General features: G+C 66.7%; 24 protein-coding genes. 11 read left to right on the forward strand and 13 right to left on the reverse strand.

The features are described from left to right. The first annotated feature begins 169 nt into the window (after window positions 1–169). Window positions 170–1,249: a tartrate dehydrogenase gene (locus AB3X99_RS14050; RefSeq protein ID WP_368617250.1), complete on the forward strand. Its 1,080-nt coding sequence runs from the start codon at window positions 170–172 to the stop codon at window positions 1,247–1,249. Between the two features lie 16 nt (window positions 1,250–1,265). Beyond that, window positions 1,266–2,228 carry a LysR substrate-binding domain-containing protein gene (locus AB3X99_RS14055; protein ID WP_069268629.1) on the forward strand — a complete coding sequence of 321 codons (963 nt, stop codon included), beginning with the start codon at window positions 1,266–1,268 and terminating at the stop codon, window positions 2,226–2,228. Between the two features lie 18 nt (window positions 2,229–2,246). Here the strand turns inward: AB3X99_RS14055 and AB3X99_RS14060 are convergent, their stop codons facing one another. After that, complete coding sequence (locus AB3X99_RS14060) at window positions 2,247–2,507, reverse strand: hypothetical protein (protein WP_069268628.1); 261 nt, start codon at window positions 2,505–2,507, stop codon at window positions 2,247–2,249. A gap of 155 nt (window positions 2,508–2,662) precedes the next feature. Between AB3X99_RS14060 and AB3X99_RS14065 the strand changes: the two genes are divergently transcribed. Both AB3X99_RS14065 and AB3X99_RS14070 read left to right on the forward strand, forming a co-directional pair. Next, a complete protein-coding gene (locus AB3X99_RS14065; RefSeq protein WP_368617251.1) occupies window positions 2,663–3,280 on the forward strand; it encodes an HAD family hydrolase in 618 nt (205 codons plus the stop codon). Window positions 3,281–3,315: 35 nt separating this feature from the next. After that, window positions 3,316–4,011, forward strand: a complete 696-nt coding sequence (locus AB3X99_RS14070; RefSeq protein WP_368606000.1) for a DUF4410 domain-containing protein — start codon at window positions 3,316–3,318, stop codon at window positions 4,009–4,011. 15 nt (window positions 4,012–4,026) lie between these two features. On the opposite strand, the gene AB3X99_RS14075 is transcribed toward AB3X99_RS14070, so the two are convergent. The 5 genes from AB3X99_RS14075 to AB3X99_RS14095 form a co-directional block, all read right to left on the reverse strand. Beyond that, window positions 4,027–4,731: a glutathione S-transferase N-terminal domain-containing protein gene (locus AB3X99_RS14075; RefSeq protein ID WP_342947428.1), complete on the reverse strand. Its 705-nt coding sequence runs from the start codon at window positions 4,729–4,731 to the stop codon at window positions 4,027–4,029. Window positions 4,732–4,870: 139 nt separating this feature from the next. Beyond that, window positions 4,871–5,182 carry a cupin gene (locus tag AB3X99_RS14080; RefSeq protein ID WP_069268624.1) on the reverse strand — a complete coding sequence of 104 codons (312 nt, stop codon included), beginning with the start codon at window positions 5,180–5,182 and terminating at the stop codon, window positions 4,871–4,873. Window positions 5,183–5,228: 46 nt separating this feature from the next. Continuing rightward, a complete protein-coding gene (locus tag AB3X99_RS14085; protein ID WP_368617252.1) occupies window positions 5,229–6,002 on the reverse strand; it encodes a hypothetical protein in 774 nt (257 codons plus the stop codon). A 126-nt stretch (window positions 6,003–6,128) separates the two neighbouring features. Further along, window positions 6,129–6,851 (reverse strand): dienelactone hydrolase family protein, encoded by a 723-nt coding sequence (locus AB3X99_RS14090; protein WP_069268622.1) that lies wholly within the window; start codon window positions 6,849–6,851, stop codon window positions 6,129–6,131. A gap of 86 nt (window positions 6,852–6,937) precedes the next feature. Then, entirely contained in the window at window positions 6,938–7,357 is a 420-nt protein-coding gene (locus AB3X99_RS14095; protein WP_069268621.1) for a secondary thiamine-phosphate synthase enzyme YjbQ, read from the reverse strand. Between the two features lie 187 nt (window positions 7,358–7,544). On the opposite strand from AB3X99_RS14095, the gene nfsB reads away from it, so the two are divergent. After that, window positions 7,545–8,195: an oxygen-insensitive NAD(P)H nitroreductase gene (gene nfsB / locus AB3X99_RS14100; RefSeq protein WP_368617253.1), complete on the forward strand. Its 651-nt coding sequence runs from the start codon at window positions 7,545–7,547 to the stop codon at window positions 8,193–8,195. Between the two features lie 88 nt (window positions 8,196–8,283). Continuing rightward, a complete protein-coding gene (locus AB3X99_RS14105) occupies window positions 8,284–8,739 on the forward strand; it encodes a PACE efflux transporter (protein ID WP_342947430.1) in 456 nt (151 codons plus the stop codon). A gap of 15 nt (window positions 8,740–8,754) precedes the next feature. Here the strand turns inward: AB3X99_RS14105 and AB3X99_RS14110 are convergent, their stop codons facing one another. Genes AB3X99_RS14110 through AB3X99_RS14125 form a run of 4 tightly spaced genes read right to left on the reverse strand, consistent with a single transcriptional unit; the run spans window position 8,755 to window position 18,187 of the window. After that, window positions 8,755–10,338, reverse strand: coding sequence for an efflux transporter outer membrane subunit (locus AB3X99_RS14110; RefSeq protein ID WP_368617345.1), 1,584 nt, complete (start codon window positions 10,336–10,338; stop codon window positions 8,755–8,757). Window positions 10,339–10,370: 32 nt separating this feature from the next. Continuing rightward, window positions 10,371–13,685 (reverse strand): efflux RND transporter permease subunit, encoded by a 3,315-nt coding sequence (locus tag AB3X99_RS14115; protein WP_368617254.1) that lies wholly within the window; start codon window positions 13,683–13,685, stop codon window positions 10,371–10,373. Further along, window positions 13,682–16,840, reverse strand: coding sequence for an efflux RND transporter permease subunit (locus AB3X99_RS14120; protein ID WP_368617255.1), 3,159 nt, complete (start codon window positions 16,838–16,840; stop codon window positions 13,682–13,684). The genes AB3X99_RS14115 and AB3X99_RS14120 overlap by 4 nt, the downstream gene beginning before the upstream one ends. Before the next feature lie 18 nt (window positions 16,841–16,858). Next, window positions 16,859–18,187, reverse strand: a complete 1,329-nt coding sequence (locus tag AB3X99_RS14125; protein ID WP_342947432.1) for an efflux RND transporter periplasmic adaptor subunit — start codon at window positions 18,185–18,187, stop codon at window positions 16,859–16,861. 369 nt (window positions 18,188–18,556) lie between these two features. On the opposite strand from AB3X99_RS14125, the gene AB3X99_RS14130 reads away from it, so the two are divergent. Further along, complete coding sequence (locus AB3X99_RS14130) at window positions 18,557–18,778, forward strand: hypothetical protein (protein WP_069268616.1); 222 nt, start codon at window positions 18,557–18,559, stop codon at window positions 18,776–18,778. 25 nt (window positions 18,779–18,803) lie between these two features. Here AB3X99_RS14130 and AB3X99_RS14135 read toward each other — a convergent pair whose 3' ends face one another. Further along, the gene (locus AB3X99_RS14135) at window positions 18,804–19,616 is read right to left on the reverse strand and encodes a helix-turn-helix transcriptional regulator (protein WP_368617256.1); all 813 of its coding nucleotides are present in this window, start codon (window positions 19,614–19,616) and stop codon (window positions 18,804–18,806) included. Between the two features lie 167 nt (window positions 19,617–19,783). Between AB3X99_RS14135 and AB3X99_RS14140 the strand changes: the two genes are divergently transcribed. The 3 genes from AB3X99_RS14140 (at window position 19,784) to AB3X99_RS14150 (ending at window position 24,054) form a co-directional block, all read left to right on the forward strand. After that, on the forward strand, window positions 19,784–21,013 hold the full coding sequence (locus AB3X99_RS14140) for an AAA family ATPase (RefSeq protein WP_069268614.1): 1,230 nt from the start codon (window positions 19,784–19,786) through the stop codon (window positions 21,011–21,013). A gap of 14 nt (window positions 21,014–21,027) precedes the next feature. Next, complete coding sequence (locus AB3X99_RS14145) at window positions 21,028–22,806, forward strand: cobalamin biosynthesis protein CobT (RefSeq protein ID WP_368617257.1); 1,779 nt, start codon at window positions 21,028–21,030, stop codon at window positions 22,804–22,806. A 117-nt stretch (window positions 22,807–22,923) separates the two neighbouring features. Continuing rightward, window positions 22,924–24,054: a DnaJ domain-containing protein gene (locus AB3X99_RS14150; protein ID WP_368617258.1), complete on the forward strand. Its 1,131-nt coding sequence runs from the start codon at window positions 22,924–22,926 to the stop codon at window positions 24,052–24,054. Window positions 24,055–24,067: 13 nt separating this feature from the next. Here the strand turns inward: AB3X99_RS14150 and AB3X99_RS14155 are convergent, their stop codons facing one another. Both AB3X99_RS14155 and AB3X99_RS14160 read right to left on the reverse strand, forming a co-directional pair. Continuing rightward, window positions 24,068–24,409, reverse strand: a complete 342-nt coding sequence (locus AB3X99_RS14155; protein WP_368617259.1) for a DHCW motif cupin fold protein — start codon at window positions 24,407–24,409, stop codon at window positions 24,068–24,070. Window positions 24,410–24,454: 45 nt separating this feature from the next. Next, entirely contained in the window at window positions 24,455–24,880 is a 426-nt protein-coding gene (locus AB3X99_RS14160; protein ID WP_368617260.1) for a MarR family transcriptional regulator, read from the reverse strand. A 230-nt stretch (window positions 24,881–25,110) separates the two neighbouring features. Here AB3X99_RS14160 and badH point away from each other — a divergent pair, with 230 nt between their 5' ends. Further along, entirely contained in the window at window positions 25,111–25,878 is a 768-nt protein-coding gene (badH, locus tag AB3X99_RS14165) for a 2-hydroxycyclohexanecarboxyl-CoA dehydrogenase (RefSeq protein ID WP_368617261.1), read from the forward strand. Window positions 25,879–25,890 lie beyond the last annotated feature (12 nt).

Genomic DNA, 25,890 nt, shown 5'->3' on the forward strand with positions numbered 1-25,890 from the left:
GGAAATCGGCGGGCGCTGAATATGGCGCATCCATGGACGGTAGCGCGCCCTCGTGCGATTATTCACGTTTCGTGTTGAATCTATCCACGCCTGCGGGGCTGGTTGCCGGCGGTTTTTCGGGCATGCTGGCGCATCAGCACAGAATCAACACAGAAACGGAGAACGCGACATGAGCAAGACATTCAAAATCGCCGCCATCGCCGGCGACGGTATCGGCCAGGAAGTAATGCCCGAGGGCGTGCGCGTGGTCGAGGCGGCGGCCGCGAAGTTCGGCCTGAAGCTCGAAATCAGCCATTTCGACTGGGCAAGCTGCGACTACTACCTGCAGCACGGCAAGATGATGCCCGACGACTGGTTCGCCACGCTCAAGGGTTTCGACGCGATCTATTTCGGCGCGGTCGGCTGGCCCGACAAGGTGCCCGATCACATTTCCCTGTGGGGCTCGCTGCTGAAGTTCCGCCGCGAGTTCGACCAGTACGTCAACCTGCGCCCGGTGCGTCTGCTGCCCGGCGTGCCGTGTCCGCTCGCCAACCGCAAGCCCGGCGACATCGACTTTCTCGTCGTGCGCGAGAACACCGAGGGCGAGTACAGCTCGGTGGGCGGCAAGATGTTCGAAGGCACCGAGCGCGAGTTCGTGCTGCAGGAGTCGGTGTTCACGCGCCACGGCGTGGACCGCATTCTCAAGTACGCGTTCGAACTCGCAAACCAGCGCGGCCGCAAGAAACTCACGGCAGCCACCAAATCGAACGGCATCTCGATCAGCATGCCGTACTGGGACGAGCGCGTGGCGGCGATGGGCGAGGCGTATCCCGACGTGAAGTGGGACAAGCAGCACATCGACATTCTGTGCGCGCGTTTCGTGCTGCAGCCGGACCGCTTCGACGTGGTCGTCGCCTCGAACCTCTTCGGCGACATCCTTTCGGACCTCGGCCCCGCATGCACGGGCACGATCGGTCTGGCGGCTTCGGCCAATCTGAATCCCGAGCGCAAGTTCCCCTCGCTGTTCGAGCCGGTGCACGGCTCGGCGCCCGACATCTTCGGCAAGCAGATCGCCAACCCGATCGCGATGATCTGGTCGGGCGCGATGATGCTCGACTTCCTCGGCAACGGCGACGCGCAATACAAGGCCGCGCACGACGCGATCATGCAGGCCATCGAGAAGGTGCTGGTGGAAGGCCCGCGCACGCCCGACATGGGCGGCACGGCGAACACGACTGTGCTGGGCGAAGCGGTAGCCGCCGCGCTGTGACGCTGCGGTGACGCCTATGCCGGACGCACCGAAAGCGCCGAAATCTGTCGCGTCGCCGGAGCTCGACGACCTGCGCGTGTTCTGCATGGTCGCGCGCAAAGCGAGCTTCACCGCGGCGGCCGAAGCGCTTGCGGCGTCGCCGGCCTATGTGAGCAAGCGCGTGGGCGTGCTCGAGGCGCGTCTCGGCACGCGCTTGTTGCACCGCTCGACGCGGCGCGTCGCGATGACCGAGGCGGGCGAGCGCGTCTATGCGTCGGCGGGCAAGATCCTCGACGACGTCGAGCGCCTCGTGGACGACGTCTCCACCACGCGGCGCATTCCGCGCGGCACGCTGCGCGTGTCGAGCAGCTTCGGCTTTGGCCGCAACTTCGTCGCGCCCGCGCTCGCCGGGCTTTCCGAGCGGTATCCGCAACTGAGCGTGCGCCTCGAACTGTTCGACCGGCTCGTCGACGTGGCGGGCGAGGGTTTCGATCTCGACGTGCGTATCGGCGACGAGATCGCCGGCCATCTGATCGCGCGCCGTCTCGCCACGAACTATCGCGTGCTTTGCGCAGCGCCCGCGTATCTTGCGCGGCGCGGCGCGCCACAGGAGGTCGCCGATCTCGCCGAACACGCGTGTCTCGCGATCAAGGAGCGCGATCATCCGTTCGGCGTTTGGCGCCTGACCAGGCATGGCGAGACGGTTTCGGTGAAGGTAGCCGGGCCGCTCTCGACCAATCACGGCGAGGTGGCCGTGCAGTGGGCGTTGGCGGGCCGCGGCATCGTGCTGCGCTCGATGTGGGATGTTGCGCCACTGCTGGAGAGCGGGCGCCTGCAGCGCGTGCTGCCCGGCGTCACGCAGCCGGCCAATGTCTGGGCCGTGTACCCGGCGCGCCTCGCGCAGTCCGCGAAGGTCCGCGTGTGCGTCAATCATCTGGAGGAAACGTTCGCGCGCATCGGCATTGCGGCGCCGGCAAACGAGGACGAGAGCGGGCGCTGACCGGGTTCGGCGGGAGCCTTACTCGCTCTCGGGGAGATCGAGCGCCTTGCGCTCGCGTCGTTCCTCGTTGCCGCGCCTCGCACGCTGGCGCTGGCGCGAAAGCACGGTGATGATCTGGCCGGTGGTGGCGTCGGCGGGGATTTCGTTGCGGATCACGTTCGCGACCATCGGCAGTCCCTTGCGCTGGCGGTGCAGCGCCTGCGCGATCGCCTGGCGGCACGCTGGCCCGTGGCAATCCCATTCGTCGCGCAGTTTTCCGCAGTAACGGCAGGTGTCCATGCGTCCCAGTTTACCCAAAATCGATGGGTGGTTTTAGGGGCGCGATCAGCGCGCCTCATGAGTGTCATTCGTGCGCCGCCCGGGGCCGGCCGGCGGTATGATCGGCTGCGGATGTGGCGGGACCGCAGTGCGAAATATCGTGGCGGGAGCGGCAGATGGCGGCGATCGGCGTAGTCCTGTTCGACATGGAAGGCGTGCTGTCCCACTACGATCGCGACGCGCGCGTGGCGAGCCTCGCGGCCGCCACCGGCGCGCCGCCTGCAGCGGTGCGTCACGCGATCTGGGGCTCGGGTCTCGAAGCGCGCGCCGACGCGGGCGAAATCGACCCCGACGCTTATCTGCGCGCACTGGGCGCAATGCTCGGCTGTGAGGTGGGCCGCGACGTGTGGCTCGCGGCGAGGCGCGCGTCGATCACGCCGAACGAGGCGGCGCTCGCGCTGGCGCAGCGTGTAGCCGCGCGTTGCCGCATCGCCGTGTTGACCAACAACTGCTCGCTCGTCACGCATCACCTCGACTATCTGAATCCGCCCGTTGCGCGGCTTTTCGGTTCACAGGTCTATTCGTCGGCGACGTTCGGCGCGGTCAAGCCGGCCGCGCAGACCTACCTGGGCTGCGTTGCACAGCTCGGCGCGCAGCCCCAGCAAACGCTCTTCATCGACGACAGCGAAGCGAACGTCACGGGCGCGCTCGACGCGGGGTTGCAGGCGTGCCACTTCGTCGAAACCGAATCGCTCGCGAGCGACCTGGCGCGGCTCGGGCTGATCGACGCTTGATGGCCGTGCCGCACGGGCGCCCACGGCGTGAATGAATGAATGGATGGCTGGCGAACGTACGGGAGCTTGCGATGAAGATGCAATGGAACTGGAAGCTGTTCGCGACAGTCTGCCTGTGCGCATTCGCGCCGCTCGCCGCGGCTCAACAACCGGGCGCGCCGCTCGTCTACGTGACGGACTTCGAACTCGACGCGGCCAACGTCAAGCAGGATTCGAATCCTGTGGAGAATGCGCGCGAGCACATGGGCGGCTTGCTGCCACGACCGCTGTTGCGCCACCGCGACCCGCAGCAGCAGGCCGATCAGGTCGTCACGAAAATGGCCGATGCGCTGGTGAACGACCTGCGCGAGAAGGGCCTCGACGCACGCCGCCTGCCCAGTGGCACGCCGCTACCCGCGCAGGGCTGGCTCGTGCGCGGCGTCTTCCTGAGCGTGGACGAAGGCAACAGCATGCGGCGCGCGGTGGTGGGGTTCGGCTCGGGCGCGAGCCAGATCGAACTGGCGGTGGCCGTGGACAACCTGGCCACCCAGGCGCCGCAGCCGCTTTATCAGGTGATCGACAGCCAGTCGAGCCATGCGAAGCCGGGCGCCGGCGCGGCCATCGCGCTCAATCCGTACGTGGCGGCGGCAAAATTCGTGCTCGCGCGCGCGGATGACCGCAAGAACGTGGACCGTGCGGCGGCCGAAGTGGCCGACTCGGTTGCGGCGCGCGTGAAAGCGGCGCCGCAATGACGCCGTGGGCGCGCCTTAGCCGCGCGGCGGAATGTTGAGCCCGCGCTCGACCGCCGGACGCGCGACGAATGCTCCGAGCGCGCGCGCGACGTTCCTGAAATCGGCGTAACCGACGAGGTCGCCGGCCTCGTAGAAGCCAACGAGGTTGCGCACCCAACCAAACGTGGCGATGTCGGCGATGGTGTACTCGTCGCCCATGATCCACTTGCGCCCCTCGAGGCGCTGGTCGAGCACGGCGAGCAGACGCCGCGACTCGGCGACGTAGCGGTCGCGCGGACGCTTGTCCTCGTACTCCTTGCCCGCGAACTTGTGGAAGAAGCCCACCTGACCGAACATCGGCCCGATGCCGCCCATCTGGAACATGACCCACTGGATCGTTTCGTAGCGCGCCGCGCCTTCACGGGCGAGAAAGCGGCCGCTCTTGTCGGCGAGATAGATGAGGATCGCGCCCGATTCGAACAGCGCGAGCGGCTCGCCGCCCGGGCCGTTGGGATCGAGGATCGCGGGAATCTTGTTGTTGGGGTTCAGCGAGAGGAATTCCGGCGACATCTGGTCATTCGCGTCGAAGCGCACGAGATGCGGCTCATAAGGCAGGCCGCTTTCCTCCAGCATGATCGAGACCTTGACGCCATTGGGCGTGGGCAGCGAATAGAGCTGGATGCGATCGGGGTGAAGCGCTGGCCACTTGCGGGTGATGGGAAATGCGGAAAGGTCGTTCATGCGGCGTCCTTGAAGGCCTTCAACGGCGCGGCGCTTGCCGTGCAAGGCGCGCCGCGGCCTGATCGACAGGCGGGAGTGGAGTCAGGCCGCCAAGTTTAGTGGAAATGGCGCATGCCGTCTTTTCGCCGCAAGACGCGGCTTACACGCTGCCTTCGCGCTCGACCACGAGAATGCGCGCCTCGCCGCGCGGATGCGCGACGTGCTCGCAGCCCACGCCCGCGAAGAACACGTCGCCGGCTTCGAGCACCGCGACCCGCTCCGCGCCGTCTTCGCGGTAATGCATGTCGACCACGCCGTCGAGCACGGCAAACACTTCCTCGCCGTCGTTGACGTGCCATTGGTACGGCTGGTCGGTCCAGTGCAGGCGCACGGTGGTGCCGTTCATGTTGGCGATGTCGAGCGCGCCCCACGGGCGGGTGGCGGTGAAGGTTTTCGAGCGGATGACTTTCATGGTGGTACGGCCTTGGGTGTGATCGTGCGGCGCCGCGGAGCGGGGGTCAGGGATTGGCAGGCATGGACTGCGCAAGACTCATCAGATTGAGCGGCGCGACGCGAATGAGGCCGCCGCGCGGGCTGTCGATATCGGCGATGAGCGTGAGCGACAGCGTCACCGTGACGGGCAGGATGAGCAGCAGCACCCGCCGGCCGACCTGGCCGTGCGCGCCGTAGCCCTGCATCAGGTTGCTGAAGATGGCGATGCTGATCATCAGCACCCACGCGGCGACGGGAATGCGGTTGATCCACGCGGCCTGCGTGTAGCCCTGGGTGTTGATGACGTCGTTCATGCCGGAGACCACGAGCGCCATCACCGGATTCGGCTGCGCCTTCGCGGGATCGCGCACGCTCGCCCAGAGTTGCGTCTGAAGCTCGCCGGTGTCGCGGTTGATCTGATCGAGTGCGCCGGGCTCGTGCACGACGTAGAAGTGGATGCGCGCCTGAAGATAGCGCGCAAGCAGCGCCTTGGTCTGGGCAGCCGCCTCGCCGCCAAGCAGCTCGGCGCGCAGATACTCCGTGCCGATCGCGTTGGCTTCCTCTTCCTCCAGGTTCTTGCGCTGGTCGTAGCGGCTCACGGCCATCGAGAGCGTGAAGCCGATCAGGAGCGCGAGCAGCGTGAGCGTCGCGCCCTGCACGATCTTGTAGTTCTCGCGCGCCTCCTCGGCGAGCGGGAAGTAGCGGTGCAGCACGTTTGCGCCGAGTGCGGCGGCAAGCGGCAGCACCAGGATCAGCACGATGAACAGCAGCGCGGGGCGCTGGAGGATGAGCGGCGTCATGGAGTCTCCGCGAAAAGCGTGAGAGGGACGAAGGCGCTGCAATGCAAATCGGCGTCGCCCGCGCGAGGCGGGGCGACGCCGATTCTACGACAGTTCCGCGCGGCGGCGCGGGCCGCTGCCGGTGCTTTAGCGCGCCGTGCGCTGCGGCCACATCGTGCGGCCCCAGAACGTCAGCGAGCGGTCCCACGCGAGCTGCGCCCAGACCGGATCGTACTGCGTGATGGGGATGCGGTTCGGGCCCACGGCGGTCTCGTTCGCAAACGCGTGGTGGGCGAGATAGCGATGGAACTCGACGTCGACGTTGGCGCCCTTGAGCTTCGTTTCGAGTTCCGCGACGGTTTCGATGCTGAACGCCTGGTCCTGGGTTGCAAAGTGGCCGAGGATGGGTGCCGTGATCTTGCTCGCGTCGATGTATTCGAGCGGCGGGAAGCCATACCACACCACGGCGCTCGCAAGGCCCGGCACCATGGTGGCCGCGAGCAGCGTGAGCGCGCCGCCCATGCAGTAGCCCGTCACGCTCACACGGTCCGTGAGCGTCTTCAGATAGTTGACCGCGCCATACACGTCCTGCGAGGCGGCATCCGCGAAGTCGAGGCCCGTCATCAGATGGTGGGCCTCTTCCTGTTCGACCGTGCTCTTGCCGCGATAGAGGTCGGGCACGAGCGCGAAGTAGCCAGCTTGCGCGAGCCGGTCGGCCACGCCGCGGATCTGGTCGTTCAAGCCCCACCATTCCTGGATCACGACGATGGCGGGCGCGCCTTCGGTCTTCTCCGGTTTGGCGAGATAACCCTGGAGCGACTGGCCGTCAGGGCGGGTGAAGGAAATCATGGATCCGGCGGACTGTTTCATTTGGGGCAACCCTCGGTGAATCGGTTGAACGAAAGACGCAAGCATAGCGCTTGCGTACGGGATTTGCGTGTCTGCGCCTGACCTGCTCATTCGCCGATCAGATGCAGCACGATATCGCGCGTGTGCGCCGCGCGCCGATGCTCGAACACATAGATGCCCTGCCACGTGCCCAGCACGGGATTGCCGTGCTCGACCGGGATGCAGAGCTGCGTGTGCGTGAGCGCCGTGCGCAAATGCGCGGGCATGTCGTCGGGGCCTTCGGTGTCGTGCTCGTAGCGCTGGGGATCTTCGGGCGCGAGCTGCTCGAAGTAGCGTTCGATATCGCGGCGCACCGAAGGATCGGCGTTTTCCTGGATGACGAGCGACGCTGAAGTGTGGCGGCAAAAGAGGGTGAGCAAGCCGGTGGCGATGCGCTGTTCGCGCACGAACGCGCGCACCTCCTGGCTGATCTCGACGAGCCCGCGCGTGCGCGTGCTCACCGGCAGATGATGGATGGCCTGGCGCATGATCGGTATTCTCCTTGCTCGCGGCGGCGCATGGCTGCTGAGCCGCCGCCGCGGCGATTTCAGCCTTCAAGCATAGCGCAGGCGCGCCGGGCGCGCAGACCGCCCCCGCGGCCGGCACACGATGCTGGTACGATGTCGCCCTTGCCGGGTACTGCCCCGGCCGACCGCATACGAAGGAGAAAACCGCTTGAACCTCACCCGCTTCGCGAGAGCCCGCCACGCCACCAAGGCGTTCGACCCAGTCCGCAAGATTCCCGCGGCCGTCATCGACGAACTCAAGGAGCTGATCCGCTTCAGTCCCTCGTCGGTCAATTCGCAGCCGTGGCATTTCGTGGTGGCCGAAAGCGACGCGGCGCGTGCGCGTATCGCCAAGGGCATGGAAGGTTTCGCGTACAACGAGCCGAAGGTCACGCGCGCCTCGCACGTGGTAGTGCTGTGCGTGCGCACCGACATGGACGAAGCGCACCTCGCCGAAGTGCTCGCGCAGGAAGAAGCGGACGGCCGCTTCGCCAATGCCGAGGCGAAGGCGGGTCAGGAAAAGACGCGCGCGTTCTATGTGAACCTGCATCGCGAGCGCAACGACCTGCCGGCCTGGATGGAAAAGCAGGCGTATCTCGCGCTCGGCACGCTGCTGATCGGCGCGTCGACGCTCGAAATCGACGCCTGCCCGATGGAAGGCTTCGACGCGAAAGCGCTCGACGAGGAACTGGGCCTGCGCGAGCAGGGCCTCACCGCTTTGGTGGTGGTCGGCCTCGGCTACCGCAGCGCCGACGACTTCAACGCGAAGCTGCCGAAGTCGCGTTTGTCCGCAGCTTCGGTATTCACCGATCTCGGTTGATTCGCGCAGGGTTTCGCCGCGCTCGCAGCAGGTGCGGCGATTGACGCGGCCCGAAGCCACGCGGGAGCCGCATCAGGAGCATGGGTCCATGCAGGGTATCAAACGCCGGATCGTGTACGTCACGCTGTTCGAAGGCATCGCGATCCTGATTACCAGCACGAGCTTCGCCTCGCTCTCGGGCAGCGGCATGGACCGCGCGGGCGCGGCGGCGGTGTTTTCATCGCTGATCGCGGTGGGCTGGAACTTCGTTTTCAACCTGCTGTTCGAGCGCTGGGAAGCGCGCCAGACGAAACGCGGCCGCAGTGTCGCGCGCCGTATTGCGCATGCGGTCGGCTTCGAGGGCGGCCTCGTGGTGTTCCTCGTGCCGATGATCGCGCTCACGCTGCACGTGACGTTGATCGAGGCGTTCGCGATGGATATCGGCCTCTCGATGTTCTTTCTCGTCTACAACTACGTCTATAACCTGATTTTCGATGCCGTGTTCGGCCTGCCGGCCTCCGCCATGCCGGTGACGACGGCTTCGGAACGCGAGCCGCGCGCGTAGCGCAGGGTCGCCCGGTCAGGGGCTCGCAGCGGCGCCCTGCGTCCTGCTTGCTTCCACGTTTGCCGGACCGCTTGCGCTCGCGCCCGCCGCCGCGGCGTCGGAAGCCGGCGCCACCGCACGCGCCGGATGCTGCGCATCGTGCAGCTGCCCGGACCAGCCGCCGCCCAGGTCGCCGATCAGCGAAGCCGTATCGAGCAGCCGCTGCTGATGCACGTTGAGCGCGCTCTGCTGATTGGTCACCTGTGTAGCCAGGGCCGTGGCCACTGTCGTGTAGTCCACGGTGCCCGCCTCGTATTCGTTTTGCGCGATCTGCGCGCCGCGGATGGCGTCGCGCACGGCGGTATCGAGCACGTCGGCCTGCTGCGCGAGGATGCGCAGCCCCGAGAGATCGTTCTCCACCCCCTGGAACGCCGTCAGCACCGTGCCGCGATAGTTCGCCACCGCCGCGTCGTAGCTCGCACGCGCGGCCGCCACCTGGCCGCTGCGCTGGCCGCCGTCGAAGATCGTCTGGGTCGCGCTCGCGCCGAGCGACCACACATAGTTGCTCATGTGCAGCAGGCCCGAAAGCGGCGACTGCGTGAAGCCGTCGAGCGCAGTGAGCGAGACCGTCGGATAGTACGCAGCCACCGCCACGCCGATCGCCGCGTTGGCCGACGCCATCTGGCGTTCGGCGGTCGCAATGTCGGGCCGCCGCTGCAGCAGCGTGGAGGGCACGCCGGCGGGAATGGCGGGCAGCGCGGGAAGCTGAGTGCTGTGCGGGATATCGACCTCTTCGGGGTTGCGGCCCACGAGCACCGCGATGGCGTGCTCGTTTTGCGCGCGCGCCACGCCCAGGGCGATCAGGCTCGCACGCGCGGATTCGAGCTGCGTGCGCGCGGAGATCAGGTCGGACGGCGGCACGGTGCCCGCCTGGTCCTGGTTGGTCACCACGCGCAGGAAGTCCGAGTACGCCTGCACGGTATGCGTGAGCAGGTCGATATCGGCATCGGTGATGCGCAGATCGATCACGGCGTTCGCCAGCGCAATTTGTTCGGAGAGCGTAGCGTTGGCCAGCGTCGCCTCGCTCGCCTGCGCCGTGGCCGACTGTTCCTCGATCTGGCGGCGCACCTGGCCCCAGAGGTCGATGTCCCAGCTCGCGTTCGCTTCGAGCGTGCCGCCGTTGACGATACGCGCGCCGCTCGGCGTGGACGTGATGCTGCTCACGCTGCTGAGCGTGCCGGTGGACGAGCGCTCGCGCGCGAGCGAGCCGGTAATGCCGATGGTCGGGAAGAGGCTCGCACGCGCGACACGCACTTCGGCGAGCGCTTGCTGGTAGTTCGCGTAGCTCTGCCGCACGGTCTGGTTCGAGACCTGGACGAGCGGTTCCAGTTCGTCGAGCAGCGGGTCCTGGAAGGCGGTCCACCATTCGCCCTTGGGTCCCTGGGCGGCTTCGGGCTCGGCCTGGGTCCAGCCAGGCAGTTCTTTCCACGTGGCGGGCACGCTGACCTGCGGGCGGTGGTAGTCCGGCCCGACCATGCAGCCTGCGAGCACCAGCGCTACGGTGAGGGGCGCGAGCGCCTGCGCGCGCGTGGCAGCGCTTGCGGCGGCGGGGATCAGCATTCGCATGAGCGATGGATTAAGGCGGGTTTTCATCATGATGCGCTCTCATCGGCCTGGCGATTCCACGGCAGGCGCGCGGCCCAGCGCGCGAGGCGTGCGCGCACGCGGTCGAGGAACAGGTAAATCACCGGCGTGGTGTACAGGGTAAAGACCTGGCTCAGGAGCAGGCCGCCCATCACCGTCACGCCGAGCGGCTGGCGCAGCGAAGCGCCCTGGCCAATGCCGATGGCGAGCGGCAGCGCGCCGAGCACGGCCGCGAAGGTCGTCATCATGATCGGTCGCAGGCGCACCACGGCGGCTTCGTGAATCGCGCGCCGCGCCTCCATGCCCTCGTTGCGCTGCAACTGGATGGCGACGTCGACCATCATGATGCCGTTTTTCTTCACGATGCCGATGAGCAGGATGATGCCGATCATCGCGATCACCGAGAACGGCGTGCCGAAGATCAGCATGGCGAGAATCGCGCCGATGCCGGCCGAAGGCAGCGTGGAGAGGATCGTGAGCGGGTGGATGGTGTTTTCGTACAGCACGCCCAGCACGATATACACCACGGCGAGCGCGGCGAGAATGAGCAGCGGCACGACGCCCATGGACTGTGCGTAGGCCTGCGCCGCACCCGCGAAGGCGCCGTGGATGGAGGCCGGCATGCCGATGTTGCGCTCGGCCTGCTCGATGATCGTGCCGGCCTCCGAAAGCGAGCCGCCCTTGGGCAGATTGAACGAAATCGTCCCCGCCACTTCGGTGCCCTGGTGATTGACCTGGGTGGCCGTATGGCGCGTCTTCCAGTCCATGAGCGCCATGAGCGGCACCATGGTTTCGGCGGCCGTGCTGTCCGCGCTGCCGCTGGAGCTGCCGCCCTTGCTGTTGGCGATCGCGTTGTTCTGCTGATTGGCCACCGCGTTGGCGTTGCGCTCGTTGGTGTTGCCGTTTGCCGTGGTGGCCGTGGTCACGGCCGTGAAGGGCGTGACGCCCGAGATGACGCTCGACGGCATCTGCGTTTGCGCGGCGCCGCTCGCGTTGCCTGCCGCCGTGCTCAGCCAGATATCCTGGAACGACTGTGGAAACTGCCAGTACTGCGGCGCCACTTCCATCACGACGAAGTACTGGTTGATCGCGTTGTAGATGGTCGAAACGGTGCGCTGGCCGAAGGCGTCGTAGAGCACGTTGTCCACCTGGTTCGGGTCGAACCCGTAGCGCTTGGCGGTCGTGCGCTGCACCGTCATGTAGGCCTCCAGACCATTTTGCTGCAGGTCCGAGTTCACATCCGACATCTGGCTGCGGTGCTTGTTCAGCTCGTCCACGAGGCGCGGCACCCAGGTGAAGAGGGCGTCGGCGTCGTCGCTCGTGAGCGTGTACTGATACTCGGCCGCCGACTGCCGCCCGCCGATCTGCAGGTCCTGCTGGGCCTGCATGAAAAGCCGTGCGCCCGAAACGCCATTGAGCTTGGGACGCAGGCGGTTCACGACCTCGGTCGCCGTCAGGCGACGTTCGTTGAGCGGTTTCAGCTCGACGAACACGGTGGCCGAATTGAGCGCGCGGCCGCCCGTGAAGCCCGCCACCGATTGCACCGCCGGATCGGCCTTCACGATGGCCTGCAGCTGCGCGAGCTTTTTTTCCATCGCCGTAAACGAAATGCTCTGGTCCGCGATGATCTGCCCGATCAGGATGCCGGTGTCCTGCTCGGGGAAGAACGTGCCGGAAAGCAGCCGCGCGAGAAACACATTGCCGACCAGCAGCGCGAACAGGATGAAGATCGTGAGCCGCGCGTGATCGAGCGCGACGTCGAGCGTGCGCGAGTAGAACTGCTTGAAGCGCTCGAACTGCGCGTCGATCCACACGGCCGCGCGCGATGGCTTCTTGTGCAGCGCCTCGCGCTTGAGCACGTAGGCGCACATGGTGGGCGTGACCGTGAGCGAGATCACGAGCGAGATGAGGATCGCGATCGAAAGCGTCATCGCGAACTCATGAAAGAGCAGCCCCACGATGCCGGGCATGAGCAGAATGGGCAGGAACACGGCGATGAGCGAAAGGCTCATGGAAAGCACCGTGAAGCCCACTTCGCCCGCGCCTTTGAGCGCGGCTTCCTTCGGGTCCATGCCGGCCTCGATGTGGCGCACGATGTTCTCCAGCACGACCACGGCGTCGTCCACCACGAAGCCTGTGCCGATGGTGAGCGCCATGAGCGACAGATTGTCGATGCTGTAGCCGAGCAGGTACATGGGCCCGAACGTGCCCACGATGGAAAGCGGCAACGCCACGGCGGGGATGAGCGTGGCTCGCGGCGAGAGCAGGAACACGAACACCACGCCGATTACGAGCAGCACGGCGATGAAGAGCGTGCGTTCGGTGTCGGCCACGGAGGCGCGCACGGACTCGGAGCGGTCGATCGCCACATCCACCTTGATCGTGGCGGGCAGCGCGGCCTCGATGGAGGGCAGGCGATCGCGGATCTGCTGCACTGTCTTCACGACGTTGCTGCCCGGCATCGGGTAGACGATCACCAGCACGGCCGACTTGCCGTTGTAGAGGCCCGCGTTGCGGATGTTTTCGTTGGAGTCGATGACGGAAGCCACGTCGCGCAGGAACACGGGCGAGCCGTTGCGATAGACGATCACCACGTCGCGAAACGGCGCGGCCTTGCTGATCTGGTCGTTCGACGTCACCGTGTAGCGCTGGTTGCCCTGGTCGATATGGCCTTTCGCGCTGTTCGCGTTGGCCGCGCCGATCGACGCGCGCACGTCTTCGAGGCCGATGCCGTAGCTGTTGAGCTTGCCCGGCTCCAGCTCCACGCGCACCGAGGGCAGCGCGCCGCCGCCCAGTGTGATCTGGCCCACGCCGTCCACCTGCGAGAGCTGCTGCTGGATGACCGAATCGGCGGAGTCGTACAGCTGCGCCTTGGTGAGCGTGTCCGAGGTGAGCGCGAGCACCATGATCGGCGCGCTCGCGGGGTTGTACTGGCGATACGTGGGGTTGCTGCGCAGCGTGGTGGGCAAGTCGGCGCGCGCGGCCTGGATGGCCGCTTCCACGTCGCGCGCGGCACCGTTGATGTCGCGGTTCAGGCCGAACACCACCACGATGATCGCCGTGCCCGTGTTGCTGATCGACGTGAGCTGGCTGACATCCGCGATGGTGCCGAGCCGGCGCTCCAGCGGCTCGGCCACGGTGGACGCCATGATGTCCGGGCTCGCGCCTGCCATGTTGGCCTGCACCACGATCACCGGGTAGGCGATGTTGGGCAGCGGCGCGACCGGCAGCCGGAAAAAGGCGAGCATCCCCGAAATGAGGATCGCGATCGCGAGGAGGGATGTCGCGACCGGCCGCTGGATGAAGAGCGCCGAGAGGTTCACGGCGTGCCCTCGGGCGCGGGTGGCGCGCCGTTGCCGGGACTGCCGCCCGCGTCGCCGTCCGCATGGCTTTCAGGCCTGCGTTTGCGGCCGAAGCGTTCGGCCAGCCGGTCGAAGAGCAGATAGATCACGGGCGTCGTGAACAGCGTGAGCATCTGCGAAAGCGTGAGCCCGCCGATGATCGCAAGACCCAGCGGGCGGCGCAGCTCCGAGCCCGTGCCGCTGCCGAGCAGCATGGGCAGCGCGCCGAGCATGGCCGCGAGCGTGGTCATGAGAATCGGCCGGAAACGCAGCAGCGACGCTTCGAAAATCGCCTCGCGCGGCGGCTTGCCGTGCACGCGCTCGGCTTCGAGCGCGAAGTCCACCATCATGATGGCGTTCTTCTTGACGATGCCGATCAGCAACACGATGCCGATAATGCCGATCACGTCGAGGTCCTTGCCTGCGATCATCAGCGCGAGCAGCGCGCCAATGCCGGCCGAAGGCAGCGTAGAAAGAATCGTGACCGGGTGCACATAGCTCTCGTACAGCACGCCCAGCACGATATACACGGCCACGAGCGCCGCGATCAGCAGATACACCTCGCTGGCAAGCGAATCCTCGAACGCCTGCGCCGCGCCCTGGAACGACGAGGTGATCGAGGGCGGCAGGTTCACGGCGGCCTCGGCTTTGCGCACGTCGCGCACGGCGGCGGAGAGCGACGCGCCATCGGCGAGATTGAACGAGATCGTGACCGAAGGGAACTGCGCGAGGTGGCTGATCATGAGCGGCGAGCGCGTGATGCTGATCTTCGCAATGCCCTTGAGTGGCACCTGGCCTTCGCTGCTCGTCTGGCTCGGCAGATAGAGGTCGCCGAGCGATTCGACCGTGGGCAGCGCCTCGGGCTTGGCCACGAGAATCACGCGGTACTGGTCCGACTGCTGGAAGATGGTCGAAACGATGCGCTGGCCCAGCGCATCGTAGAGCGCGTTGTCGATGGTCGCCGCCGTGATGCCGTAGCGCGCCGCGAGCTGGCGGTTCACTTCGACATTCACGGAAAGGCCATCCGTGTTGAGGTCGCTCGTGACGTCGCGGATCGACGGGATCTGCTTCATGCGTGCGATGAGCGCGGGCACGTACTGCTCGAACGCGTCTTGGCTCGGCCCGCGCAGCACGAAGTTGTACTGGTTGCGCGAGACCGTGGTGTCGAGCGTGAGGTCCTGCTCGGGCTGGATATAAAGGCGCACGCCGGCGACCTTCGCGACCGACTGCTGAATGCGCCGCCCGATTTCGTCGGCGGTTTCGGAGCGGTCGTCGTGCGGCTTCAGGTTGATGAGGAAGCGCCCGTTGTTGAGCGTGTTGTTGATGCCGTCGATGCCCACGTACGAGGTGAGCGAAACGACATCGGGGTCCTTGAGGATTTCCTCGGCCAGGGCGGACTGGCGCCGCACCATCGCCTGGTAGGAGATGGAGTTGTCGGCCACGCTGATGCCTTGCAGCACGCCCACGTCCTGCACCGGGAACAGGCCCTTCGGAATCACGACGTACAGCAGCCCGGTGAGCACCACCGTCACCACGAACACGACGAGCGTGAGCGTCTGATGGTCTAGCACCCAGCGCAGGCCGCGCTCGTAGGCGTTGAGCGTCTTGTTGAAAAGCCCTTCGCTGATGCGCTCGAAGCGGCTCGGGTGGCGCTCGGCCTGGGCGCGCAGGATGCGCGCGCACATCATCGGCACGACGGTGAGCGAGACGACGGCCGACAGCACGATGGTCACCGCGAGCGTGACGGCGAATTCGCTGAAGAGGCGTCCGATCACGCCGCCCATGAAGAGTAGTGGAATCAGCACGGCGATGAGCGAGATCGTCAGCGAAAGAATCGTGAAACCGATCTGGCCAGCGCCTTTTAACGCCGCCTGCAAGGGTTTGTCGCCTTCCTCGAGGTAGCGCACGATGTTTTCGATCATCACGATCGAGTCGTCCACCACGAAGCCCGTGGCGATGATGAGCGCCATGAGCGAGAGGTTGTCGATCGAATAGCCCAGCTCGTACATGATCGCGAGCGTGCCGATCAGCGAGACCGGCACTGAGATGCTCGGAATGATGGTGGCGGGCAGATTGCGCAGGAACACGAAGATCACGGCCACCACGAGCGCCACAGCGAGCACGAGTTCGAAGGCCGCGTCGCTCACCGAAGCGCGGATTACACCCACGCTGTTCGACACCACCGTGACCTGCATGCCCGCGGGCAGCGCCGCTTCGAGCTGCGGCAACTGCTGCATGATCTGGTTGACGGTGGCGATCACGTTCGCGCCCGGCTGGCGCTGCACGTTCAGCACGATGGCGGGCGTCTTGTTGTACCAGGCGCCGCGCTCCACGTCCTGCGCGGCCGTTGAGACGCGCGCCACGTCGCGCATGAAGACGGGCGAGCCGTTCTCATAGGCGATGACGGTGTCTTCGTAGTCCTTCGGGTCCGAGATCTGGTCGTTCGAATTGATCGTGTAGTTCAGTTCGGGGCCGTCGAAATTGCCCTTCGGGTTGCTCACGTTGACGTTGGCGAGCAGGGTGCGCAGGTCGTCGAGATTCAGGCCGTAGGCGGCCAGCTTCTGCGGGTCGGCTTCGACGCGCACGGCGGGCACGTTGCCGCCCGCCGTGGTGACGAGGCCCACGCCCGGCACTTCGGAAATCTTCGTGGCGAGACGGTTGTTGGCTGCGTCCTGCAACTGCGTGAGCGACATCGATTTCGACGTGATCGCGAGCGTGAGGATCGGCTGGTCGGCCGGGTTCACCTTGGCGTAGGTCGGCGGCGCGGGCAGGCCGCTCGGCAGGAAGCTGTTGGCCGCGTTGATGGCCTGCTGGACGTTCTGCTCGGCCACGTCGAGGCTCAGCGAGAGGTCGAACTGCAGCGTGATGATCGAGGCACCCTCGGAGCTGTACGAGATCATCTGCTGCAGGCCCGGGATTTCGCCGAGTTGCACTTCGAGCGGCGCCGTGACCGTGGTCGCCATCACGTTCGGGCTCGCGCCCGGGTAGAAGGTCTGCACCTGGATGGTGGGATAGTCCACCGCGGGCAGCGAGGAAACCGGCAGGAACTTCATCGCGACGAGGCCGATCAGCACCATCGCGATCATCAGGAGCGAAGTCGCGACCGGTCGCAGGATGAAGAGACGCGAAATATTCATCGGCGCTGGGTCCGGGGCTCAACCCGCTTGCGAGGCCGCGGCGCTCGCGTCGGAGGCGTTCGGCGCCGTGGCGCCGGGTTCGCTGGCCGCGCCCGGGGCGCTGCCATGGTGCGGCGCACTCGCCGCGCCTGCGTGCGTGGCGGGCCTCGGCCCCGCAGGCTGGATCTTCGTGCCGTCGTTGAGGCGGTCGAGGCCGTCGGTCACGACATGCTGACCCTGCTGCAGGCCCGCGGAGATCACCGTGTAGCGGCCGTCGCTCGGGCCGAGCGTGACCTTGTGAACCGACACGGTGTTGTCGGCGTTCACGAGGTACACGTAGTCGCCGGGCGCGCCGGTCTGCACGGCGGGCGTCGGTACGAGTACGGCGTTCTGCAGCGTGTCGACGAGCAGCCTCACGTTGACGAACTCGTTGGGAAAGAGCGCCTCGTTGTCGTTGGGCACGCTCGCGCGTAGCGTGACCGTGCCGGTGGCCGTGGCCATCTGGTTGCTGAGCGCGAAGAGCGTGCCGGTGGCGATCTGGCGGGTGTTGTCGCTGCTGAAGACGGTGATCGGCAATTTCGCGCCGGCGTTGACGCGCTCGAGCACGCTGCCTAGCGAGGTTTGCGGGATGGCGAACTGCACGGTGGTGGGCTTGATGGTCGTGATGACGGCAATGCCCGTGGAGCTGGACGACGTCACATAGTTGCCCGGATCGACGAGCCGCAGTCCCACGCGCCCCGACACCGGCGCCGTGATGCGGCAATAGATCAGGTCGAGCTCGAAGAGCCTGACGTTCGCCTTGTCGGCCTGCACCGCGGCTTCGTACTGCTTGACGAGGAACTGCTGGTCGCTGTAGGTCTGCGCGGCGATCGACTGCTTTGCGTTCAACTGCGTATACCGCGCGAGGTCGGCGCGCGCCTGTGCCAGCAAGGCCTGGTCCTTGGCGAGCTGCGCGAGCGCCTGCTCCTTGCTGATCTCGTACTGGCGCGGGTCGATCTGGGCGAGGAACTGCCCCTTCACGACGTCCTGGCCTTCCTTGTAGCCCACCTCGGTGAGGTAGCCGCTGATTTGCGGCAGAACCGTGACAGTCGCGACAGGCGTGACGGTGCCGAGCGCGTTGAGCGTCACGGGCATGGGCCCGAGCGTGGCGGCGGCCACGGTCACGACTTGCGGCGCCGCGCCATGCTCCGTCTTCTTGTTGCGCATGATGTGCACGATCACGAGCACAATCAGCACGATCACGAGAATGGCGAGAATGATCGGGCCGAGCCGGCGGCGCTTCGGTGCCCGCGGGGGCGGAGCGGGTGGCGGTGGCGGGGGCGGCGGGGGTGGCTGGGGCGCGGGTTGCGTCTGCGGGACGTCGCTCATGCCTGCCTCCAGGAGATCGGAACACCGCGCGAGGCGGTGCGGAGAAACCATGTCGGCGCACTCAACGGCTTGGGCGCCGCGAATTGCTGCCGGAGACTGTCGAGTTGCTGCATACGCATTCTCATGATTGTTATGCCGTCGAAGCCGTGCCCCGCCATGCAGCGAAGGCTAAGACTCGCAGTCTAACCAACTCGTGCGCCAATTTCGAAACGTTAGTTATTTGTAAGATTTTCGGGCGTTTACAGCGCGCGGACCGGTTGAGGGTTGAGCATGGGCCGCGCTGTGCAATGCATCGCAGAAATGCTTGTTTGCGTGCGCGCCTTCGACTGTCTAGATTGGAAGGGGTCAACGCCTCGCAAGGAGTCCGCAATGTCGAAGCTGTCGATACTGTCCGTGCCGGCGTGGTTCACGCGGCGCGGCCGGGCGAATCGGGCGCCGCCCACGCCGCAAGCCGATGAGCCCGAACTGCGCGACGCGTCGCGCGAAACCGAGCATCTCGAGCGAATCGCTACTTATGCACGGGCCGGTTACTTCAATATGGGCTATACGCCCGACATGTTTCCGCTAGTGGGCGATCTGCCGCCGCATTGAGCCGCGCCACGCGTCTGCGCGCGTATTACTGCGCAGCGCTTTCCTCTGCGAAACCCGCCGTGTCGCCAAGGGTGCCGGCGGGCCGGAACTCGCTGGGCGGCACGCCCAGTTCGCGGCGGAACATGTCGCTGAAGCTGCTGGGTAGATAGCCCAGCATCCGCGCCACGGCACTCACGGGCTCGCCTTGCGCCAGGCGCGATACCGCGACTGCGAGCTGCACCTGGCGGCGCCACTCCGCAAACCCCATGCCAAGCTCGCGCGTGAAGAGCCGCGAGAGCGTGCGTACGCTCGCGCCCACCCATGCCGCGTGTCGTTCGAAGCCGATATCGGCCGATGGGTTGTCGATCACCGCGCGGCACAGCGTGGCGAGGCGGCGGTCGGACGCGTCGGGCAGCGGAATGCGCAGCGTGGAGCGCGGTGCGTGGGCAAGTTCGATCGACGCGAGGCGATAGGCCGCGTCGAGCCATGTGTCGTCTTCGCGCGCGCGTTCCGCGAGGCTCGTGATGAGTTCGCGCAGCAGGCCGTTGACCTCGAACACTTCGCACCGCTCGCTCAGGTGCCGGCTGTCGCGCTCGTGCAGATACAGATTGCGCATCTCGACGGCGCTCAGCATGTGGATGGCGTGCTGCGTGCCGGGAGGCAGCCACACGGCGCGCTGCGGCGGCACGACGAGCGCCTCGCGCTCTACCTCGACCCACATCACGCTGGAGACGGCGTAGAGCACCTGCGCCCATGTATGCGAGTGCGGCTCGATCTGGAGGCCGCGCGGGTAGTGGCGTGCTAGCGAACGGCCGCGCCCGGGCTCGTTGTCGAGTTCGGGCGGCGCGGCTTGGGGCATTGGGGGCCTCCGGGTGACAGGTGGGGCGTGGCGTGCGTGCCACGTATGGCGATCGCCACGCTAGCATGGTTGGGCGCGGGCCGGAAGCACGGCGGTGGCATTGCCGCCCTGCGATGCGCATCGGTAATATGTGACGATTGACCGACCGCGCCCTGCATTATCCGCCCATGAACGCAACCGATCCTGCAGTACAAGACGAAGCCCCGCTCGGGCTCTACACACGCGGCGCCGGCCGAGCGCGCGAATGGTGGCGCGTCACGCCTTCGGAACGCGCACACATGTACCGCATCGAGCACGGCCAGGGCGAGGACGGTGAAGTCGACATCGACATCGACACCGAAATCGATCTCGACAATCTCGAAGCGAAGCTGCTCAAGTGGCGTCGCGAGGGCTTCGTTTCCGAAGCTCAGCGCGCCAACGAAGTGCGAGCCACACAAGCGGGCAGCACATTTGCCGCCGCCTTGCAGCGGGCCGTCGAAGTGGCGCGCGAGGCCAAAGCGACTCAAGCCAGCCCGCAAATCCACACGCCCACCGTACGCATCGGCAGTGTCGACCTGCCGCGCGGGGAACCGAACGCGCTAGTGCCGCGCGTGAACGCGGCCTACCTCTTCACCGAACGCGGCGACGACATCGTTCAGGACATCGTAGAAAATCGCCGCGTCATGCTGATCGGTCATACGGGTTCGGGCAAGACGAGCTTCATCGAGCAGGTGGCGGCGCGCGCGGACTACGGCGTGCTGCGCGCGAACATGAACGGCCAGACCACCATTGGCGACTTCGTCGGCTTCTGGACCGTGAAGGGCGGCGAGACGATCTGGGTGGACGGCGTGCTGCCCGTGGCGATGCGCGAGGGCTACTGGCTCATCATCGACGAACTCGACTTTGCCGAGCCTTCGATTCTGGCGGTGCTCACCGCGGTGCTGGAACCGAACGGCCGCCTGCTGCTCAAGGAGCGCGGCAACGAAATCGTCGAGCCGCATCCGTCGTTCCGTCTCTTCGCCACCGCGAACGCCGCGGGCGCGATGAGCGCGTACCGACATCTGTACCAGGGCGCGAATCTGCTCAACGAGGCGTTTCTCGACCGCTGGCGCGTCTACCTGTTCGACTATCTTTCACTTGAAGAGGAAACCGAAGTATTGCTGCGCACGCTGCCTGCGCTCACGCGGCCGCTCGCGCACACACTCGCCGCCATCGCCGCCGACTGCCGCGCCGCGTTCGCCCGCGAGGATCTCGCGAGCGCGTTCTCCACGCGTCGCCTGATCGACTGGGCCGAACTCATGCTGCGCACCGGCGATGTCGAGCGCGCGGCGGGGCCGGCGATCTACGCGAAGGTGAGCGCGGACGATGCGGCGCTCATCCGCAGCGTCATCCGGCATCACGTGATCTTCGACGCGTGAGTGCGGAGGCACTTGTGGCCAACTTGCAGGACGCAACACATAGTTTGACGGCGAGCGCCGATCCCGCGGGAGCGCTCGGCCGTCTCGCGCGGGTGCTGAGCGGCGACTCGCGCGTGAGCGTGACGTTCGGTGCGGGCGAGCCGCGCATTGAAGGCGAACGTTTCGTGCTGCCCGCGCGTCTCGCGACTGATGGCGTGGATGAAGCCGCACTGCTCGGCGCGCTCGATTTGCTGGCGGCGCGCCGTCGCTACAGCGAAGCGGCGCGTCTGGATACGCCGCAAGCCGGCGTGACGGGGCGCATTGCGCAGGCGATCGAGGACCGTCGCGTGCTCGCACAACTCGCGCTGGCGTTTCCTGGTGCGCCACGCTACGCGCAAAGCTGGCGTACGCAGCGCGGCGATGCGGTCGCGCGGCGCTGGTCGAAACTGGCGTGGCGCGAGCGCCTTGCGTGGGCGATCGAGCGTACGCTGTGGGACGAAGCGCCCGGTGTGCTCGAGCGCGATGCCGCGGCGCTGGCCGCCGCGCTGCGCGCGATCGACGCTCCGCTCGGCGCGGCCCGCACGAGCCAGTCGACGCGCGCCAGCCTGAGTGCTGCCGCGGCGATCGTGGCGGGCGTGCGCTCGCTCGCGTCGCGCGGCGCGAACAACATGATGCAGACGGCGGCCCCGTCCGAAGGGCTCGACGACGAATCGGCGCGGCTCGCTCAGGCAATGGACGAATTCGGCGAGGCGGACGAGGTCGAACCGCCGGGCGGCGCCGCCCAGCCCGACAACGCCCGCGAAGGCGACGACGGCGCTTCGGCACGTGCGAGCGCCGAGTCCGATTCCGCCTCCGGCTCAACGCTTTCCGAAGCGGACGCGCCGCACGCCGCCGCCACGAATCGCAGCCCCGCGCCAACGCGGCCACGATTGTCGATCCCGCTGACCACGGCCTACGACGTCGTCACCGATCTCACGGGCCGCGGCGACCCCGCCGCGTGGCGCAAGCTGCGCGCCCTGGCGCGCGCGGAGACCGGTGCGCTCAAGGCACAGCTCGAGCGCGTGCTCAAGGCCGACGAACTCACGCACTGGAAGCGCGAGCAGGAGCGCGGCGAGATCGACCGCGCGGCGCTCGCGCGTCTCGCCGCCTCGCGCGGCTACCGCACGCCGTTTCGCGTGGCGCGTGATGCGAGCGGGCGCGACACGGTCGTCACGCTGCTGCTCGACCTGAGCGGCTCGATGGCGGGCCGCAAGATCGAGTTGGCGCGCCTGTGCGCGGCGGCGCTCGCCGACGCGCTCACCCAGCTCGCCTTCGATTCGGAAGTGCTCGGTTACAGCTCGATCGAAGCGCCGGAACTGCGTGCGCGCTATGAGCGCGAGCGCGCGGCCGGCGCCGATCTGCGGGGCTATAACCGCTTTGTCGAGCGGCTGGATCTGCACGTGTTCAAGCGCTTCGACTCGCGCGACCTGAGCGGGCTCGCGGCCATCGAGTGCGGCCACGAGAATCCCGACGGCGAAGCGCTCGCCTGGGCGGCGGCGCGGCTCGCCCAGCGCAAGGCGCGCCGTCGGCTGCTTTTGGTTCTCTCGGACGGCTATCCTTCGACGAGCGACGGCGACCCGGCTGTGTTGCGCAGCGACCTGCTCGCGCGCGTGCAGGCGGTCAGGGAGCAGGGCATCGAGCTGGTCGGCATCGGCATACTGGACGACGCCGTCGAGGCGTTCTATCCGGATGCCGTGGTCGTGCGCAAGCTGCACGAGCTGCCCGCCACCGCGTTTGCGACGTTGAGCCGCCTGCTCGGGGGCCGGCCGCGCTGAAACGGTGCGGGCAACGGCTGCGGCGCTTTCCTTGCCGGACTGGGCGCATTGCGCTAACTTGAGTGGGCAGGCGTTGCGCCGCCTGCCAACCCATCCACTGACGAACAGATACAGGTCATGCCAGGCCGCGATTACCGACCCGTGGATTACGACCGCCTCTACTACCGGCTCGATCTGGAGCCGGGGGCGAGCGAGGCGGACATCAAGCATCACTATCGCCATCTCGCGCAGATCCTGCATCCCGACAAATGGCGGCACCCCACGGCCGCCTCGATGCGCTGGGCCGACGACCAGTTCAAGCGCGTCAAGGAGGCGCGCGAGCTGCTCGAGGCGTACTGGTCCGTGCATCATGCGCCGCCGGTGAGCCGCTCCGCGCTGAGCGTCGCGCAAGCCGACGAACTGCACGCGCAGATGCAGGCGTTGCTGGCGCAGCGTGAACGCGTGCGCGCCGAGCTGGACGGGCTGCGCGCCGAGCGCACGCGTACCCTCGACGAGATCCAGCGCATGCGGACCGAGCGCGACTCGCTGCACGGCGAACTCACGGGGCTGCGCGATGAAGCGGATGCCGCGCAGCAAGGTGAGCCGGAGGGGGCAACCGCGGCCGAAGCCAATGACGTGCACGCGCGTTCAGGCGGCGTGCGCGATTTCCTGTTTGCGAAATTCGACGACCCGTCGCGGGGCTGGCTGCTGACGCTCTCCGCGAGTGTGTTCGCGTGCGTGGTGATCTTCGTCGTCGCGCACTGGATTTCGGGTTTGCTGCTCGCGCCCATCGCGCGCTTCGAGGTGGGCCGCTGGCTTACGCATATTCTGCAGTGGACGCTCGTGGCAGGCGGCGTGGTGCTCACGTTCGGCTGGGGCTGGTCGCAGCGCACGCTGTATCGCGCCGGGCGTGCGGGGCGCGAGCACGCCGTGGCCTTACCCGCTGATGAAACGCGCCGGCGCGTGAGCGCGGCGCTGCGTCACGAGGCGCACTACGGAGCGGAGTGGAGCATCGAATCGTACGAGGCCGCACCCGACGATACACAATTCGCGCTGCGTGCGGTCATGCGCTTTTCGCCTGGCTCGCAAACCGCCACGCGACGCCATATGGTGGCGTTCCGCTGCCGGGCGCACACGACCGGCGCCGCGCAGACCGCGCTCGCGTACGACTTCTCCGTGGCGGCGCCCACGTGGTGGCTCGTTCCCGCCGCGCGCGTGGTGCGCGACCTGCGCAAGCGGCTCGACGCCGATCTCGGCGCGCCGCGCTAAAGCGGTATCGCTTTCAATCGACGACGAAGAGCTTCGCACCGGTGCGCGTGTACGACTGGTGCGCCTCGGCGTTGTCGCCCACCTGATAGCTCATGCCGGGCGTGAGCACGAACTTGCGCCCGTCCTCGAGCGTGGTTTCGAGTTCGCCTTCGAGGCAGAACAGAATGTGCCCCTTCTTGCACCAGTGATCCGCGAGGTAGCCCGGCGAATACTCGACCATGCGCACGCGGATCGGGTTGGCCTCGTCGCCGAAAAAGCGCGTGCGCCAGGTGGCCATGCCCGTTTCCCCTTTGTGTTGCGTGGGCTCGACGCTGGACCAGTCGGTGGTGCCGAAGCGAAATGCGTCCATCTTCATGCGGTTTTCTCCTTGTGCGTGACGTCAGAGTGTAGCGGAGCGCGCTCACGCCTCGTCATCGTCCGCCACGCGTTCCCGGTCGTCCACTCGCTTCATGTTATCGAGCAGCTTCAGCAGATAGTGCAGCGTGTGCGTCATGTCGTCTGACGAAAAATTCTCTAGCACGGCTCCGTAGTACGCCTCGATTTTCGGCGTGGCCTGCGCTACCCATAGCTTGCGGCCCGGCCCGGTCATGCTAACGAGGCGCGAGCGGCGATCGCGCGCATCCGCCTGGGTGCTCACGTGGCCGTCGCGTTCCATCCGGCTGATCAAGCCCGAGAGGTTCTGGCGGCTCACCATCAGATACCGCGCGAGATTGCCCACGCTCATGCCCGGCTGGGCTTCCGGGCGCGAGAGCGCGCCGAGCACGGCCCATTGCTGCGTGGTCAAACCCTCGGCTTCCACGGCGCGCGTGCCGGTTTTATGCAACATGTTTGCGCATTGGTAGAGCCGGAAGAACAGCCGGTTGGCAAGATCGAAGCGGCTTGAATCCTGAATTTTTGGTGCTTTATGCAAGGGTTTCTCCTGATGCTTCTACGCTTGTCTTCGATCCGAGTGTTACCTAGTATACGTCAACATATTGACGTAATTCGAGGCGAGACCCAAAGATGGGGCAGCATCGAAGGCGTCTATGGTACTGCTCAACCCAATGGAGAATCGCGGTGCGAAAACTCGAAGGCAAGACGGTCGTGGTGACGGGTGGTGGCGGCGGCATCGGCGGGGCGACCTGCCGGCGCTTCGCGGCCGAGGGCGCGCGCGTGGCGGTGCTGGATCTGTCGCTCGAAGCGGCGCTGAAGGTGGCTGACGAAATTCTCGAAAAGGGCGGCCAGGCGCTGGCGCTGCGTTGCGATATCACGAACCGCGCCGAGGTGGAAACGGCGCTCGAGCAAGTGCAAGCGCAGCTCGGTCCTGTGGATGTGCTCGTGAACAATGCGGGCTGGGACGTTTTCCGCCCGTTCACGAAGACCGAACCGGCACAGTGGGACAAGCTCATTTCCATCAATCTCACAGGCGCGCTGCACATGCATCACGCGGTGCTGCCCGGCATGGTCGAGCGCAAGCGCGGACGCATCATCAACATCGCCTCGGACGCCGCGCGTGTGGGCTCGTCGGGCGAGGCGGTCTATGCGGCGTGCAAGGGCGGCCTCGTGGCGTTTTCGAAAACCATTGCGCGTGAGCATGCGCGCCACGGCATCACCGTGAACGTGGTGTGTCCGGGCCCGACCGACACCGCGCTCTTAGCCGAGTACAAGGAAGGCGCTGGCAACCCTGAAAAGCTGCTGGAAGCGTTCCAGCGCTCCATTCCGCTCGGCCGCATCGGGCAGCCCGATGATCTACCCGGCGCGATCGTGTTCTTCGCGAGCGACGACGCGAACTACATCACGGGCCAGGTGCTGAGCGTATCGGGCGGCCTGACCATGGCGGGCTAACGCCGGCGAACG

Source organism: Paraburkholderia sp. BR10882 (assembly GCF_040948855.1).
GTDB lineage: Bacteria > Pseudomonadota > Gammaproteobacteria > Burkholderiales > Burkholderiaceae > Paraburkholderia > Paraburkholderia nodosa_A.